Source organism: Streptomyces sp. NPDC021093 (assembly GCF_044333135.1).
Taxonomy (GTDB): domain Bacteria; phylum Actinomycetota; class Actinomycetes; order Streptomycetales; family Streptomycetaceae; genus Streptomyces.
Genome location: NZ_JBIRQJ010000018.1, coordinates 126986 through 143616, shown reverse-complemented (window position 1 = coordinate 143616; position 16631 = coordinate 126986). Strand labels below are relative to the sequence as shown.

The 16631-nt window shown below is 70.0% G+C and carries 16 protein-coding genes; all 16 read left to right on the top strand.

Translation table 11 applies throughout. The features are described from left to right. The first annotated feature begins 75 nt into the window (after positions 1-75). Positions 76-771, top strand: a complete 696-nt coding sequence (locus ACH4SP_RS40215) for an MBL fold metallo-hydrolase (RefSeq protein ID WP_398423060.1) — start codon at positions 76-78, stop codon at positions 769-771. A 10-nt stretch (positions 772-781) separates the two neighbouring features. After that, positions 782-2044 (top strand): histidine--tRNA ligase, encoded by a 1263-nt coding sequence (gene hisS / locus ACH4SP_RS40210; RefSeq protein ID WP_398423058.1) that lies wholly within the window; start codon positions 782-784, stop codon positions 2042-2044. 257 nt (positions 2045-2301) lie between these two features. Further along, complete coding sequence (locus ACH4SP_RS40205; protein ID WP_398423056.1) at positions 2302-2946, top strand: vitamin K epoxide reductase family protein; 645 nt, start codon at positions 2302-2304, stop codon at positions 2944-2946. A gap of 119 nt (positions 2947-3065) precedes the next feature. Further along, positions 3066-4418, top strand: coding sequence for a replication-associated recombination protein A (locus ACH4SP_RS40200; protein WP_398423055.1), 1353 nt, complete (start codon positions 3066-3068; stop codon positions 4416-4418). Between the two features lie 24 nt (positions 4419-4442). Beyond that, a complete protein-coding gene (locus ACH4SP_RS40195; RefSeq protein WP_398423053.1) occupies positions 4443-5159 on the top strand; it encodes an HNH endonuclease family protein in 717 nt (238 codons plus the stop codon). Between the two features lie 424 nt (positions 5160-5583). Then, a complete protein-coding gene (gene rpsD / locus ACH4SP_RS40190; protein WP_345224933.1) occupies positions 5584-6198 on the top strand; it encodes a 30S ribosomal protein S4 in 615 nt (204 codons plus the stop codon). 213 nt (positions 6199-6411) lie between these two features. Next, positions 6412-6852, top strand: a complete 441-nt coding sequence (locus ACH4SP_RS40185; protein WP_398423159.1) for a DUF948 domain-containing protein — start codon at positions 6412-6414, stop codon at positions 6850-6852. A gap of 7 nt (positions 6853-6859) precedes the next feature. Then, positions 6860-7204, top strand: coding sequence for a DUF6167 family protein (locus ACH4SP_RS40180; RefSeq protein WP_398423051.1), 345 nt, complete (start codon positions 6860-6862; stop codon positions 7202-7204). Then, complete coding sequence (gene alaS, locus ACH4SP_RS40175) at positions 7204-9873, top strand: alanine--tRNA ligase (RefSeq protein ID WP_398423049.1); 2670 nt, start codon at positions 7204-7206, stop codon at positions 9871-9873. Before ACH4SP_RS40180 ends, alaS begins: the two co-directional genes overlap by 1 nt. After that, on the top strand, positions 9873-10337 hold the full coding sequence (gene ruvX, locus ACH4SP_RS40170; RefSeq protein WP_398423047.1) for a Holliday junction resolvase RuvX: 465 nt from the start codon (positions 9873-9875) through the stop codon (positions 10335-10337). Before alaS ends, ruvX begins: the two co-directional genes overlap by 1 nt. 123 nt (positions 10338-10460) lie before the next feature. Then, the gene (mltG, locus tag ACH4SP_RS40165; protein WP_398423045.1) at positions 10461-12263 is read left to right on the top strand and encodes an endolytic transglycosylase MltG; all 1803 of its coding nucleotides are present in this window, start codon (positions 10461-10463) and stop codon (positions 12261-12263) included. Continuing rightward, the gene (locus tag ACH4SP_RS40160; RefSeq protein WP_398423043.1) at positions 12241-13083 is read left to right on the top strand and encodes a shikimate dehydrogenase; all 843 of its coding nucleotides are present in this window, start codon (positions 12241-12243) and stop codon (positions 13081-13083) included. Before mltG ends, ACH4SP_RS40160 begins: the two co-directional genes overlap by 23 nt. A gap of 128 nt (positions 13084-13211) precedes the next feature. Continuing rightward, the gene (gene aroC, locus ACH4SP_RS40155; protein ID WP_398423041.1) at positions 13212-14396 is read left to right on the top strand and encodes a chorismate synthase; all 1185 of its coding nucleotides are present in this window, start codon (positions 13212-13214) and stop codon (positions 14394-14396) included. Between the two features lie 44 nt (positions 14397-14440). Further along, the gene (locus ACH4SP_RS40150) at positions 14441-14923 is read left to right on the top strand and encodes a shikimate kinase (protein ID WP_398423157.1); all 483 of its coding nucleotides are present in this window, start codon (positions 14441-14443) and stop codon (positions 14921-14923) included. Continuing rightward, positions 14920-16020, top strand: coding sequence for a 3-dehydroquinate synthase (gene aroB / locus ACH4SP_RS40145; RefSeq protein WP_398423039.1), 1101 nt, complete (start codon positions 14920-14922; stop codon positions 16018-16020). The genes ACH4SP_RS40150 and aroB overlap by 4 nt, the downstream gene beginning before the upstream one ends. Before the next feature lie 5 nt (positions 16021-16025). Continuing rightward, positions 16026-16484, top strand: coding sequence for a type II 3-dehydroquinate dehydratase (locus ACH4SP_RS40140; protein ID WP_398423154.1), 459 nt, complete (start codon positions 16026-16028; stop codon positions 16482-16484). Positions 16485-16631: the final 147 nt, after the last annotated feature.

The following is a 16631-nucleotide window of genomic DNA, read 5'->3' as shown; positions in this document are numbered from 1 at the left end:
AGAGCGCCGGTAGGCTCTGGTCCATTGCAATTCCATATTCGCAATCCCCGTTGGACGACCACACAGAGGACGATCGTGCTTATTGCCGGGTTCCCCGCCGGGGCCTGGGGGACCAATTGCTATCTGGTCGCCCCCGCCGCAGGCGAGGAGTGCGTCATCATCGACCCGGGCCACCAGGCCACGCAGGGTGTCGAGGAGACGCTGAAGAAGCATCGGCTGAAGCCCGTCGCCGTCGTGCTCACCCACGGCCACATCGACCACGTCGCCTCCGTCGTCCCGGTGTGCGGGGCCAAGAACGTACCCGCGTGGATCCACCCCGAGGACCGCTTCATGATGAGCGACCCGGAGAAGGCCCTCGGCCGCTCCCTGGGCGCCCAGCTCATGGGCGAGCTGACGGTGGGCGAACCGGACGACGTCAAGGAGCTGCACGACGGCGCCGAGCTGAAGCTCGCCGGTCTGGACCTGTCCGTGTCGCATGCGCCCGGCCATACCAAGGGGTCGGTGACCTTCAGGCTGCCCGAGGCCGCGGACATTCCGCAGATCCTCTTCTCGGGCGACCTGCTGTTCGCCGGCTCCGTCGGACGCACCGACTTCCCCGGTGGCTCCCACGCCGACCTCCTGAAATCGCTGGCCCGTGTGTGCCTGCCGCTGGAGGACTCGACCGTGGTGCTGTCCGGGCACGGCCCCCAGACGACCATCGGCCAGGAGCGCGCGACCAACCCGTACCTGCGGGACCTGGACGCCGCGCCCGCCCCTCGACGAGGAATGTGAACCCCCTCCCGTGAGTACCTTTCAGGCCCCCAAGGGCACGTACGACCTGCTTCCGCCCGTCTCCGCGACGTATCTCGCCGTGCGCGAGGCCATCGCCGCACCGCTGCGGAACTCCGGCTACGGCTACATCGAGACCCCCGGCTTCGAGAACGTCGAGCTGTTCGCCCGCGGTGTCGGCGAGTCCACCGACATCGTGACCAAGGAGATGTACACCCTCACCACGAAGGGCGGCGACGAGCTCGCGCTGCGCCCCGAGGGCACCGCATCCGTGCTGCGCGCCGCCCTGGAGGCCAACCTCCACAAGGCGGGCAACCTGCCCGTCAAGCTCTGGTACTCCGGCTCGTACTACCGCTACGAGCGCCCGCAGAAGGGCCGCTACCGCCACTTCTCGCAGGTCGGCGCCGAGGCCATCGGAGCCGAGGACCCGGCGCTCGACGCCGAGATGATCATCCTGGCTGACCAGGCGTACCGCTCGCTCGGTCTCCGGAACTTCCGCATCCTGCTGAACTCGCTCGGCGACAAGGAGTGCCGCCCCGTCTACCGGGAGGCCCTCCAGTCCTTCCTGCGCGGCCTCGACCTCGACGCGGAGACGATCCGCCGCGCCGAGATCAACCCGCTGCGGGTCCTCGACGACAAGCGCGCGGACGTGCAGAAGCAGCTGGTCGGCGCCCCGGCGCTGCGCGACTACCTGTGCGAGGCGTGCAAGGCGTACCACGAGGAGGTGCGCGCGCTGATCACCGCCGCGGGCGTCGCCTTCGAGGACGACGAGAAGCTGGTCCGCGGCCTGGACTACTACACCCGGACCACCTTCGAGTTCGTCCACGACGGTCTCGGCTCGCAGTCCGCGGTGGGCGGCGGTGGCCGCTACGACGGCCTGTCCGAGATGATCGGCGGCCCCGCGCTGCCGTCCGTCGGCTGGGCACTCGGCGTGGACCGCACGGTCCTGGCGCTGGAGGCCGAAGGCGTCGTCCTCGACATTCCGGCGACGACCGCCGTGTACGCGGTGCCGCTGGGCGATGAGGCCCGCCGGGTGCTCTTCGGCAAGGTCGTCGAGCTGCGGAAGGCCGGGGTCGCCACGGACTTCTCGTTCGGCGGCAAGGGCCTCAAGGGGGCCATGAAGAACGCCAACAGGTCGGGTGCCCGCTACGTCGTCGTCGCCGGTGAGCGCGACCTCGCGGAGGGCCAGGTCCAGCTCAAGGACATGGAGTCCGGCGAGCAGGAGCCGGTCGCCCTGGACACGGTCGTCGCGGAGATCCGGCGCCGACTGGGCTGATCGCGTACGTACGAGAGGAGGGGCCCGGAACCGCAGCGGTTCCGGGCCCCTCCTCTCGCGCATCCCCCGCCCTGCCGTACGCTCACCCGTCCTGCTCACCCGTCCTGCTCACCGCGGTGCCGAGCAGCGCGCACCCGGCGTTCCGCTCCGACCGTGGCCCGTCCTTTACCTCCTTATGTCCTGCGAACGGCGTACGGCGCCCTCCGTGCGGCAGAATGAGCCTTCCCCTCGGATCACGGCAGCGACGGAACGGCGATATGACGACAGCGGTTGACGACATGTCAGACGACGTGTCAGCGGAGACGGAAGAGCGGAACGGCACGGGCCTCATCGGGGCCGGGCGGGCGTTCTCCTGGCTGCTGATCATCACGGGAGCGGCCGGAGTCTTCGCCTCGTGGATCATCACGATCGACAAGTTCAAGCTGCTGGAGGACCCGAACTTCACGCCCGGGTGCAGCCTCAACCCGGTCGTCGCCTGCGGCAACATCATGAAGAGCGACCAGGCGGCGGCGTTCGGGTTCCCCAACCCGATGCTCGGCCTGGTCACGTACGCGATGGTGATCGCCATCGGCGTCGCCCTCCTCGCCGGGGCCCGCTACAAGCGCTGGTACTGGCTCGGGCTCAACGCGGGCACCCTCTTCGGCGTCGCCTTCTGCACCTACCTCCAGTACGAGTCGCTCTACACGATCCGGTCGCTGTGCCTGTGGTGCTGCCTCGCCTGGGTCGCCACCATCGTGATGTTCTGCTACGTCACCGTCCACAACCTGAAGCACCGGATCCTGCCGGCGCCGAAGTGGCTGCGGAACGGGCTGGTGGAGTTCCACTGGGTGGTGCCGGTGCTGTGGATCGGGGTCATCGGGATTCTGATCCTCACCAACTGGTGGAGCTTCTGGACCAGCTGAGCAGGACAGCTCGTTGGGTGCGGGTTCGTCGTGGCCGGCCGCGCAGTTCCCCGCGCCCCTATGGGGCGCCCCATAGGGGCGCGGCCCGGTTGTCAGTGGGCTGATCTAGGCTGCTGAGTGTGGAGCCCGATCTCTTTACCGCAGCCGCAGAAGAACGCCAGGCCAACGACCCGTCCAGCAGCCCCCTGGCCGTTCGGATGCGCCCGCGCACCCTCGACGAGGTCTTCGGACAGAAGCACCTCCTCAAGCCGGGCTCGCCACTGCGCCGCCTGGTGGGGGAGAGCGGCGGCGGGCCCGCGGGTCCGTCGTCCGTGATTCTCTGGGGCCCGCCGGGCATCGGCAAGACGACCCTGGCGTACGTCGTCAGCCAGGCGACCCAGAAGCGCTTCGTCGAGCTGTCCGCGATCACCGCGGGCGTGAAGGAAGTACGGGCCGTCATCGAGGGCGCCCGCCGCGCTTCGGGCGGCTTCGGCAAGGAGACCGTCCTCTTCCTCGACGAGATCCACCGCTTCAGCAAGGCCCAGCAGGACTCGCTGCTGCCCGCCGTGGAGAACCGCTGGGTCACCCTCGTCGCGGCCACCACCGAGAACCCGTACTTCTCGATCATCTCGCCGCTCCTCTCCCGCTCCCTGCTCCTCACCCTCGAATCCCTCACCGACGACGACCTGCGCGGCCTGGTCCGCCGGGCGCTCACCGAGGAGCGCGGTCTCGGCGGCGCGGTCACGCTGCCCGAGGACGCCGAGGACCACCTGCTGCGGATCGCGGGCGGCGACGCCCGGCGCGCGCTGACCGCCCTGGAGGCGGCGGCCGGAGCGGCGATCTCCAAGGGAGAGAAGTCGATCACCCTGGAGACGGTCGAGGAGACCGTCGACCGGGCGGCCGTGAAGTACGACCGCGACGGCGACCAGCACTATGACGTCGCCAGCGCCCTCATCAAGTCCATCCGGGGCTCCGACGTGGACGCCGCCCTGCACTACCTGGCCCGGATGATCGAGGCGGGCGAGGACCCCCGGTTCATCGCCAGACGGCTGATGATCTCGGCCAGCGAGGACATCGGCCTCGCCGACCCGACGGCCCTGCCCACGGCCGTCGCCGCCGCCCAGGCCGTCGCCATGATCGGATTCCCCGAGGCGGCGCTGACCCTGAGCCACGCCACCATCGCGCTCGCCCTCGCCCCGAAGTCCAACGCCGCGACCCTCGCCATCCAGGCCGCCCAGGCCGACGTGCGCCAGGGCATGGCGGGCGCCGTCCCCCCGCACCTGCGCGACGGGCACTACAAGGGCGCCGCCAAGCTCGGCCACGCCCAGGGGTACGTCTACCCGCACGACGTGCCCGGCGGCATCGCCGCCCAGCAGTACGCCCCGGACGAGGTGCACGGCAGGCAGTACTACACCCCCACCCGGTACGGGGCCGAGGCCAGGTACGCGGACGTGGTGGAGAAGGTGCGGGAGCGGCTGAACGGGCAGGGGTGAGCGGTCGCGCCTACGCTCCTGAGCATGGCCCGCCCGAGCACGGCCCGACGACCGGCGGTGCTCCTCGTCTGCCTCGGCTGCCTCGTCTGCCTCGTCGCGGCCACCGGCTGCCACCGGGCCGAGACCCCGCCGGTCCGGCCGACCGCCGTCCCACTGACCAGCCACGGCTTCCCGCCCACCGCGGCCGAGGCCCGCACCCGGCTGGCAGGACTCACCGTCGAGTGGGGCAGGAACTGGCAGACGTACCGGCGGGCCGAGTTCGGCGAGACCTGGTCGGACGAGACCGACGCCCCGGGCGGGCGCAACGGCTGCGACACCCGCGACGACGTCCTCCACCGCGACCTGACCGTGCTGCGCCAGGGCGACCGCGATGCCTGCGTACCCCTGTCCGGAGTGCTCCACGACCCGTACACCGGCAAGGAACTGCCGTACACCTACCGCCGTGCCTCGCAGATCCAGGCCGACCACGTCGTGCCGCTCGGTGCGGCCTGGCGGGCGGGCGCCTGGGCGTGGACCCCGGAGAAGCGGCTCGGGTACGCCAACGACCTCGACGTGCTCCTCGCCGTCGACAAGCAGGCGAACCACGAGAAGAGCAGCAAGACCCCCGACAAGTGGAGACCGCGCCGTGAATACTGGTGCGAGTACGCCCGCCGCTGGACCGGCATCAAGGCGAAGTACGCGCTGACGGTGACGCCGCCCGAGAAGGGGGCGCTCTTCGAGATGCTCGGCACCTGCCCCTGACAGGCGGCACCTGCCCCTGACAGGCGGCACCTGCCCCTGACAGGCCGGGCCCCGGCTGTCGGCAGGCCCGACACCTGCCCCTGACGGCCCGGTCCGCAGCATCACGCCCGGCCTAGTACAATCGACCGAAGCGCTGCGTCCCGTGTCCGGTCCCGTACCGGCATCACCAGAACGGGACATGCAGCCGGAACCCTTCGCCGCAAGGCGTGAGGTGTTCCAGGAGCGTCGCGCACCGTTGAAGGTGTCGCGGGCAGCCCATCATCCCGGGGAAACCCATGGATCGGTGGGCCACTCGCGTGCTGCACATAGTGCCCAGACCAGGGAGCGGCTGCCCGTCCAGCGATGGAGGGGTTTCCCCGGCTGCGGATGCGACCTCCCTTAACCCTGGTGAAGCCGTATTCCGAACAGATAGAGAGGTTGGTTCGTGCCGAACCAGTCCCGCCCCAAGGTCAAGAAGAGCCGCGCGCTCGGCATTGCGCTGACGCCGAAGGCCGTCAAGTACTTCGAGTCGCGCCCCTACCCGCCGGGCGAGCACGGCCGTGGCCGCAAGCAGAACTCGGACTACAAGGTCCGTCTGCTGGAGAAGCAGCGTCTGCGCGCCCAGTACGACATCAGCGAGCGCCAGATGGCGCGCGCCTACGACCGCGCCAAGAAGGCCGAAGGCAAGACGGGCGAGGCGCTGGTCGTCGAGCTTGAGCGTCGCCTCGACGCCCTGGTCCTGCGTTCGGGCATCGCCCGCACCATCTACCAGGCCCGCCAGATGGTCGTGCACGGTCACATCGAGGTCAACGGCGGCAAGGTCGACAAGCCGTCGTTCCGCGTCCGTCCCGACGACGTCGTGATGGTCCGCGAGCGCAGCCGCGAGAAGGTCCCCTTCCAGGTCGCCCGTGAGGGTGGCTACGACACCGAGGGTGAGACCCCGCGCTACCTCCAGGTGAACCTGAAGGCCCTGGCCTTCCGCCTGGACCGCGACCCGAACCGCAAGGAAATCCCGGTCATCTGCGACGAGCAGCTGGTCGTCGAGTACTACGCCCGCTGATTCGGCGTAGTCCTTACGCACTTGCGTGCACTGCCCGTCGTCTTCCCGCTCCGTCACGGAGCGGGGAGCGGCGGGTTTGCGCGTTACGGGGGCGGTGCCCGGACGCGCGATATCCGGTACGGAGCCGCGGCCCCGGCGCGATAGGCTCGCGGAACGACTTTTCGTACAGAGATTTCTCTACGCAACAGGGAGCGCATCGTGTCCGGTGGAGAGGTGGCCGGCATCCTGGTGGCCGTCTTCTGGGCGATCCTCGTCTCCTTCCTCGCTCTCGTACTGGTGAGGCTGGCGCAGACGCTCAAGCAGACGACCCGGCTGGTGGCCGAGGTGACCGAGCAGGCGGTACCGCTGCTGTCCGACGCCTCCGCGACCGTGCGCTCGGCGCAGACCCAGCTGGACCGGGTCGACGCGATCGCCTCCGACGTACAGGAAGTCACGTCGAACGCGTCCGCGCTCTCCTCCACCGTCGCCTCCACCTTCGGCGGCCCCCTGGTCAAGGTCGCCGCCTTCGGATACGGCGTGCGCCAGGCGATCGGCCGCAAGAAGACGCCGGAGCCGCCGGCTCCGGACCGCCGTACCGTGATCGTCGGCCGGACCCTGCCCACCGCGCGGCGGGCGAAGCGGAACGGCCGGAGTTCCCGCGGATCTAAGGACTGACGCAGCGATGTTCCGCCGTACGTTCTGGTTCACCGCAGGCGCAGCCGCCGGTGTGTGGGCCACTCAGAAGGTCAACCGCAAGCTCAAGGCGCTGACCCCCGAGAGCCTCGCCGCGCAGGCCGCCGACAAGGCGGTCGAAGCGGGCCACAGGCTCAAGGACTTCGCGCTCGACGTGCGGGCCGGCATGGTCCAGCGCGAGGCCGAACTCGGCGACGCGCTCGGCCTGGACGCGGCCCCCGACGACGCGCGAGCGCTCCCGCCGCAACGCTACGTTGCGGCCATCGACCACGGCATCACCCCCAACTCCCCGTCACGCAGCGGGAATTCGTACAACCGGAATGAGGACCACTGATGGAGTCGGCAGAAATTCGTCGCCGCTGGCTGAGCTTCTTCGAGGAGCGCGGTCACACCGTTGTCCCTTCGGCGTCGCTCATCGCGGACGACCCGACTCTGCTCCTGGTCCCGGCCGGCATGGTGCCGTTCAAGCCGTACTTCCTGGGTGAGGTCAAGGCCCCCTGGCAGCGCGCCACCAGCGTCCAGAAGTGCGTCCGCACCCCGGACATCGAAGAGGTCGGCAAGACCACCCGGCACGGCACGTTCTTCCAGATGTGCGGCAACTTCTCCTTCGGGGACTACTTCAAGGAAGGGGCCATCCGCTTCGCCTGGGAGATCCTGACGAAGTCCGTCGCCGACGGCGGCTACGGCCTCGACCCCGAGAAGCTCTGGATCACCGTCTACCTCGACGACGACGAGGCCGAGCAGATCTGGCGCGAGAAGATCGGCGTCCCCGCCGAGCGCATCCAGCGCCTGGGCAAGAAGGACAACTACTGGTCGATGGGCGTCCCCGGACCCTGCGGCCCGTGCTCGGAGATCAACTACGACCGCGGTCCCGAGTTCGGTGTCGAGGGCGGCCCCGCCGTCAACGACGAGCGCTACGTGGAGATCTGGAACCTGGTCTTCATGCAGTACGAGCGCGGCGCCGGCATCGGCAAGGAGGACTTCGAGATCCTCGGCGAGCTCCCGTCGAAGAACATCGACACGGGCCTCGGCCTGGAGCGCCTCGCCATGATCCTCCAGGGCGTACAGAACATGTACGAGACCGACACCCTGCGCGTCGTCATGGACAAGGCCACCGAGCTGACCGGGGTGCGCTACGGCGCCGCCCAGGGCAGCGACGTCTCGATGCGCGTGGTCGCCGACCACATGCGCACCTCCGTGATGCTCATCGGCGACGGCGTCACCCCAGGCAACGAGGGCCGCGGCTACGTCCTGCGCCGCATCATGCGCCGTGCCATCCGCAACATGCGCCTCATGGGTGCCACGGGCCCCGTCGTCCAGGAGCTGGTGGACACGGTCGTCGACACGATGGGCCAGCAGTACCCGGAGCTCATCACCGACCGCCAGCGCATCCTGGGCGTCGCCCTCGCCGAAGAGGCCGCCTTCCTCAAGGCCCTCAAGGGCGGCACCAACATCCTGGACACCGCCGTCACCGAGACCAAGGCCGCCGGCGGCCAGGTCCTCTCCGGCGACAAGGCGTTCCTGCTCCACGACACCTGGGGCTTCCCGATCGACCTCACCCTCGAAATGGCCTCCGAGCAGGGCCTTTCGGTGGACGAGGAAGGCTTCCGCCGCCTCATGAAGGAGCAGCGGGACCGCGCCAAGGCCGACGCCCAGGCCAAGAAGCACGGCCACGCCGACATGTCCGGCTACCGCGAGATCGCGGACGCCGCGGGCGAGACCGACTTCATCGGCTACACCTCCACGGTCGGCGAGTCCCGCGTCGTCGGCATCCTCGTCGACGGCGTGCCCTCGCCGGTCGCCACCGAGGGCGACGATGTCGAGATCGTCCTGGACCGCACCCCGTTCTACGCCGAGGGCGGCGGCCAGATCGGCGACACCGGCCGCATCAAGCTGGACACCGGCGCCATCGTCGAGGTCCGCGACTGTCAGAAGCCCGTACCCGGCGTGTACGTCCACAAGGGCGTCGTCCAGGTCGGCGAGGTCACCGTCGGTGCCCAGGCCCAGGCCGTCATCGACGTGCACCGCCGCAACGCCATCGCCCGCGCCCACTCCGCCACGCACCTCACCCACCAGGCGCTGCGCGACGCTCTCGGCCCGACGGCCGCCCAGGCCGGTTCCGAGAACCAGCCCGGCCGTTTCCGGTTCGACTTCGGCTCCCCGGCCGCCGTTCCCAGCGCCGTCCTCACCGACGTCGAGCAGCGGATCAACGAGGTCCTCTCGCACGAGATGGACGTCCACGCCGAGGTCATGTCGATCGACGAGGCCAAGAAGCAGGGCGCCATCGCCGAGTTCGGCGAGAAGTACGGCGAGCGCGTCCGCGTGGTCACCATCGGCGACTTCTCCAAGGAGCTGTGCGGCGGTACGCACGTCCACAACACCGCCCAGCTCGGCCTGGTCAAGCTGCTCGGCGAGTCGTCGATCGGCTCCGGCGTGCGCCGCATCGAGGCCCTGGTCGGCGTCGACGCGTACAAGTTCCTGGCCCGTGAGCACACGGTCGTCGCCCAGCTCCAGGAGCTGGTCAAGGGCCGCCCCGAGGAGCTCCCGGAGAAGATCTCCTCGATGCTCGGCAAGCTGAAGGACGCCGAGAAGGAGATCGAGAAGTTCCGCGCGGAGAAGGTGCTCCAGGCCGCCGCAGGACTCGTCCAGGGCGCCAAGGACGTCAAGGGCGTCGCCCTCGTCACCGGCCAGGTGCCGGACGGCACCTCCGCCGACGACCTGCGCAAGCTGGTCCTCGATGTGCGCGGCCGCATCCAGGGCGACCGGGCCGCCGTCGTGGCCCTCTTCACCACGGCCAACGGCCGCCCGCTCACCGTCATCGCCACCAATGAGACGGCCCGTCAGCGCGGCCTGAAGGCCGGCGAGTTGGTCCGTACGGCCGCCAAGACCCTCGGCGGCGGTGGCGGCGGCAAGCCGGACGTCGCCCAGGGCGGCGGCACCAGCGTCGAGGCCATCGGTGAAGCCATCGAAGCCGTCGAGCGCCTCGTCGGGGAAACCGCCTGATGCGACGCGGACGCCGTCTTGCGATCGACGTCGGGGACGCCCGGATCGGGGTCGCCTCGTGCGACCCCGACGGGGTCCTCGCCACGCCGGTGGAGACCGTGCCGGGACGTGACGTCCCGGCCGCCCACCGGCGGTTGCGCCAGTTGGTCGAGGAGTACGAACCCCTCGAAGTCGTGGTCGGTCTCCCTCGCTCCCTCAACGGGGGCGAGGGCCCGGCCGCGGTCAAGGTCAGGAAGTTCGCCCAGGAGCTCGCCAGGGGCATCGCGCCCGTCGGCGTCCGACTGGTCGACGAGAGGATGACCACAGTGACGGCCACTCAGGGGCTGCGCGCTTCGGGCGTGAAGTCCAAAAAGGGGCGATCCGTCATCGACCAGGCCGCCGCGATTGTCATTCTTCAGAACGCACTTGAGGCCGAACGAGTGTCGGGAGAGCTCCCTGGCGAAGGCGTCGAAGTGGTTGTCTGATCGCGATACGGTAACGTTCCGCGCCGTGGCGGCGTTCGAACAGCTGCCGCACAGGAACTGAGGCGGGACGGAGGCCGTGCCCCACGCGCGCCCCACCCGCCACCTCACGGCTCTAGGGGACCGATGACTGAGTATGGCCGGGGTCAAGGCTCCGAACCGTGGCACCCGGAGGACCCGTTGTACGGGGACCAGGGTGGTCAGGGTTGGGGCGGACAGCAGGCCGGGCACGGCCAGGTCCCGTACGACCAGACCTACGGCGGCCAGCCGCAGCAGTACCCGCAGCAGCACGGCCAGCCCCAGCAGCACGGTCAGCCCCAGCAGGGCCAGGCACAGCAGGCGTACTACGACAGCGGTCAGTACCCCCAGGCGCACCAGAGCGGCCAGTACCCCCAGGTCCATGACAGCGGGCCGTACCCCCAGGCGCACGACAGCGGCCAGTACCCGCAGGCCCAGTACCCCGACCAGCAGCAGTACGGCGGTCAAGGCCAGGGTCAGGGGAACCAGGGCGGCTGGGACACCGGGCAGCAGAACCAGGCCGTGCCGTACGGCATGAACCCGGCCGACCCGTACAGCGGTCAGCAGCCCGGCTACGGCGGCGAGCAGCAGGACTACTACGGCACCCCCGAGGCCTACCCGCCGCCGCAGCCCCCCGCCCAGCGCCGTACGGCCCCCGAGCCGACGACCGACTGGGACCCGGACGCCCCCGTCGAGGAGGAGCACCCCTTCTTCACGGGCACCGACAACGGCCGCACCCCGGCCCGCGACGAGGAGGACGAGGACGACGACGATCCGCGCTCCTCGCGCCGTGGCAAGGGCGGCAAGCCGGGTAAGGGCAAGAAGAAGAGCCGCAACGGCTGTGCGTGCCTGGTGGTGTCGGCGGTCCTGCTCGGAGGGGTCGGCACGGTCGGCTACTTCGGTTACCAGTACTGGCAGGATCGGTTCGGCCCGGCCGAGGACTTCTCCGGCGGCGGCACCGACGAGTCGGTGCAGATCGAGGTCAAGAAGGGCGCCGACGGCAACGAGATCGGCAACACCCTCAAGAAGGCGGGTGTGGTCAAGAGCGTCAGCGCCTTCACGGCCGAGTTGGGCAAGGACCCCAAGAAGGGGAACCTCATCCAGGTCGGCTTCTACACCATGAAGAAGGAGATGTCCGCGAAGGCGGCTCTGGAGCTGATGCTCAGCCCGGCGAGCCGCAACGCCTTGATCATCCCCGAGGGCAGGCGCAACGCCTGGGTCTACGGACAGATCGACGAGCGCCTTGGTCTTGACAAGGGCAGCACGGAGAAGGCGGCGAAGGCACAGGTCTCCAGCCTCGGACTGCCGAAATGGGCCACCGGACACCCCAACCTCAAGGACCCCCTCGAAGGCTTCCTGTACCCGGCCAGCTATCCGGTCGCCAAGGGCTCCAAGCCCGAGGAAGTCCTCAAACGGATCGTGGCCAGGGCCAACGAGGAGTACGAGAAGAAGGACCTGGCGGGCGTGGCGGCCAAGCTCAACCTCAAGTCGCCCTACGAGCTGCTCACCGTCGCCAGCCTCGTGCAGGCCGAGGGCAAGACGCACAATGACTTCCGCCAGATGTCCGAGGTGGTCTACAACCGCCTCAAGAGGAACAACACCCAGTCGTACGGCAAGATCCAGTTCGACTCGACGTACAACTACGCCAAGGGTCAGAGCAAGATCAACATCACGCTCGCTGAGATCTACAAGGACCCGAACCCGTACAACACGTACTACCACGTCGGCCTGCCCCCCGGTCCGATCGGCAACCCGGGGGACGAGGCGCTGAGCGCCGCGGCGAACCCGACGGCGGACGGTTGGTACTACTTCGTGGCGACCGACGGTATGAACAAGACCGAGTTCGCCAAGACGCACCCCGAGTTCGAGAAGTTGAGGGACAAGTTCAATGCCAGTCAGCGTGGCCGCTGAGATGCGGCGGGCCGCCGTCCTCGGCTCGCCCATCGCCCACTCGCTCTCCCCTGTCCTGCACAGGGCCGCCTACGCGGAGCTGGGACTCGACGGCTGGTCGTACGACCGGTTCGAGGTGGATGAGGCCCAACTCCCTTCATTCGTGGGGGAGTTGGGGAGCGAATGGGCGGGCCTCTCGCTCACCATGCCGCTGAAGCGCGCGATCATGCCGCTGCTCGACGAGGTCAGCGAGACGGCCGCCTCGGTGGAGGCGGTCAACACCGTCGTGTTCACCGAGGACGGGCGTCGGCTCGGCGACAACACCGACATCCCGGGGATGATCTCCGCCCTGTGCGAGCGCGGGGTCGAGAAGGTCGAGTCCGCCGCGATCCTCGGGGCCGGTGCCACCGCCTCGTCCGCGCTCGCCGCGCTGGCGCGGATCTGCGCCGGGCCCGTCACCGCGTACGTACGCAGTGAAGCGCGCGCGGTCGAGATGCGGACCTGGGGCGAACGGCTCGGAGTCGACGTGCGGACCGCCGACTGGGGCGAAGCGAGCGAGGCCTTCGCGGCGCCGCTGGTGATCGCGACGACCCCGGCCGGTACGACGGATGCGCTGGCAGCGGACGTACCGGAAGCTGTCGGGACGCTTTTCGACGTGCTGTACGAGCCGTGGCCGACCGCTCTCGCGACGGCCTGGTCCGGTCGCGGGGGAGCAGTGGTCGGAGGACTCGATCTCCTCGTGCACCAGGCGGTGTTGCAGGTCGAGCAGATGACGGGTGTCGCTGCAGCACCGCTCGCCGTCATGCGGGCGGCCGGTGAACGGGCCCTGTCCGGCAGGTGAGCGCGTGGTCCGAGTTCTGGACCGGGGGCGAGGGCCCTTGCGGGACGTGGGAGGATCGGGGTTGGCGGGTCCGGGCCGCGCATCCGGGCTGCGTCATCGCAGTTCAGGCGCGAGCATGAGGAGCACCGTTGAGCAGGTTGCGCTGGCTGACCGCGGGAGAATCCCACGGACCCGCACTCGTCGCGACACTGGAGGGCCTTCCCTCCGGCGTGCCGATCACCACGGAGATGGTGGCGGACGCGCTGGCGCGACGGCGGCTCGGATATGGGCGCGGCGCCCGGATGAAGTTCGAGAAGGACGAGGTCACCTTCCTCGGCGGCGTGCGGCACGGCCTGACCATGGGCGGCCCCGTCGCGATCATGGTGGGCAACACCGAGTGGCCCAAGTGGGAGCAGGTCATGTCGGCCGACCCCGTGGACCCGGAGGAGCTGGCCAAGCTGGCGCGCAACGCGCCGCTGACCCGCCCCCGCCCCGGCCACGCGGACCTCGCGGGCATGCAGAAGTACGCGCTGGACGAGGCGCGGCCGGTCCTTGAGCGGGCCAGTGCGCGGGAGACCGCGGCACGGGTGGCGCTGGGCACGGTGGCGCGCTCGTACCTGAAGCAGACGACCGGGATCGAGATCGTCTCGCACGTCGTGGAACTGGCGGCGGCGAAGGCCCCGTACGGCGTCGTACCGCAGCCCGCCGACGAGGCGAAGCTGGACGAGGACCCGGTGCGCTGCCTGGACGCGGACGCGTCGAAGGCGATGGTCGCGGAGATCGACCAGGCCCACAAGGACGGCGACACCCTCGGCGGCGTCGTCGAGGTGCTGGCGTACAACGTGCCGGTCGGCCTCGGTTCGTTCACCCACTGGGACCGGCGTCTCGACTCGCGGCTCGCGGGTGCGCTCATGGGCATCCAGGCCATCAAGGGCGTCGAGGTCGGCGACGGCTTCGACCTGGCGCGGGTGCCGGGATCCAAGGCGCACGACGAGATCGTGCCCACGGCCGACGGTGTGAGGCGCACCACCGGGCGGGCCGGCGGCACCGAGGGCGGCATGTCCACCGGTGAGCTGCTGCGCGTCCGGGCCGCGATGAAGCCGATCGCGACGGTGCCGCGCGCACTCGCCACGATCGACGTGGCCACCGGCGAGGTCGCCGCCGCACACCACCAGAGGTCCGATGTCTGCGCCGTTCCGGCAGCGGGCATCGTGGCCGAGGCCATGGTGGCGCTGGTGCTCGCGGACGCGGTCGCCGAGAAGTTCGGCGGGGACAGCGTCGGCGAGACGCGGCGCAACGTGCAGTCGTACCTCGACAACCTGCAGATCCGGTGACCGGCGCCGCGCGGAGCGGGCCGAAGGTCGTCCTCGTCGGGCCGATGGGGGTCGGGAAGACCACCGTCGGTGCGCTGCTGGCCGAGCGGCTCGGCCTCGGGCACCGGGACACCGACGCGGACATCGTCGCGGCCCAGGGCCGCGAGATCGCCGACATCTTCGTCGACGAGGGCGAGCCGTACTTCCGTGAGCTGGAGCGGGCCGCCGTACGCGCGGCCGTCGAGCAGCACACGGGCGTACTCGCGCTCGGCGGTGGCGCGATCCTCGACGAAGAGACCCGGGAACTGCTCTCCGCGTACCCCGTCGTCTATCTGTCGATGGACGTCGACGAGGCCGTGAAGCGCACCGGGCTGAACACCGCCCGCCCGCTGCTCGCCGTCAACCCGCGCAGACAGTGGCGCGAGCTGATGGACGCCCGCCGCACCCTGTACACCGAAGTCGCCCGCGTGGTCGTGGCCACCGACGGCCGCACCCCCGAAGAAGTCGCCCAGGCGGTCCTGGACGCATTGGAGTTGAAGGACGCATGACGGAGCAGGCAGCAGCACCGACGCGGATCACGGTCGGCGGCACGGACGGCACCGAGGCGTACGAGGTGCTGGTGGGGCGGCAGTTGCTGGGCGAGCTTCCCTCGCTCATCGGGACCGCCGCCAAGCGCGTCGCCGTACTGCACCCCGAAGCGCTCGCTGAGACCGGCGAGGCGGTACGGGAGGACCTGGCCGCACAGGGCTACGAGGTCATCGCCATCCAGCTGCCCAACGCCGAGGAGTCCAAGACCGTCGAGGTCGCGGCCTACTGCTGGAAGGCGCTCGGGCAGAGCAGCTTCACCCGCACCGACGTGATCGTGGGCGTCGGGGGAGGGGCCACCACCGACGTGGCCGGGTTCGTGGCGGCGACCTGGCTGCGCGGGGTGCGCTGGATCGCCGTGCCGACGACCGTGCTCGGCATGGTGGACGCGGCGGTCGGCGGCAAGACCGGCATCAACACCGCCGAGGGCAAGAACCTCGTCGGCGCCTTCCACCCGCCGGCCGGGGTCCTCTGCGACCTCGCGGCGCTGGACTCGCTGCCCGTCAACGACTTCATCAGCGGTCTCGCCGAGGTCATCAAGGCCGGCTTCATCGCCGACCCGGTGATCCTCGACCTGATCGAGGAGGACCCGGTCGCGGCGCGCACCCCCGCGGGGCCGCACACCGCCGAGCTGATCGAGCGGGCGATCCGGGTCAAGGCCGAGGTGGTCTCCGGCGACCTCAAGGAGTCCGGCCGCCGGGAGATCCTGAACTACGGGCACACCCTCGCCCACGCCATCGAGAAGAACGAGCGCTACAAGTGGCGGCACGGCGCGGCCGTGTCGGTGGGCATGGTCTTCGCGGCCGAACTCGGCCGGATCGCCGGGCGGTTGGACGACGCGACCGCCGACCGGCACCGCTCGGTCCTGGAGTCGGTCGGGCTGCCGCTCACCTACCGCGGCGACCAGTGGCCCAAGCTCGTCGAGAACATGAAGGTCGACAAGAAGTCCCGCGGCGACCTGCTGCGCTTCATCGTCCTGGACGGCCTCGCCAAGCCGACCGTGCTTGAGGGTCCTGACCCGGCGATGCTGCTGGCCGCACACGCCGAGATCGCCGCATGAGCCGCGTGAACCGCCGGGTGTTCGTCCTCAACGGGCCGAACCTCGGGCGGCTCGGCTCCCGCGAGCCCGATGTGTACGGCGCCACGTCGTACGCCGGACTCGTCGAGGCCTGCCAGGGGCTCGGCAAGGAGCTCGGCTTCGACGTCGAGGTCCGCGAGACCAATGACGAGGGCGAGCTGATCCGCTGGCTGCACGAGGCAGCGGACGGGCAGATTCCGGTCGTGCTCAACCCCGGGGCCTTCACCCACTATTCGTACGGAATGCGGGACGCGGCGGCCCAGCGCACCGCCCCGCTGATCGAGGTGCACATCTCGAACCCGTACACCCGCGAGCAGTTCCGGCACACCTCGGTGGTCGCCGCCGTCGCCAGCGGCACCATCGCGGGCTTCGGCATCGGCTCGTACCGGCTCGCACTGTGCGCGCTCGCGGAGCAACTCGCGCCCGCGGAGCAACGCGACGGCTGAGACTGCCGTCTGACAGGGCAGGGCACGTGCGATCGCCCCCGGTGTTCACCAGGTGGCCGTTCACCTGGTGAACACCGGGGGCGGTACCGTTCGAGGGTTCGACCCGGCCTTTTCGGGTCAGCATCACCAGGGTCCGGACGCACCAGG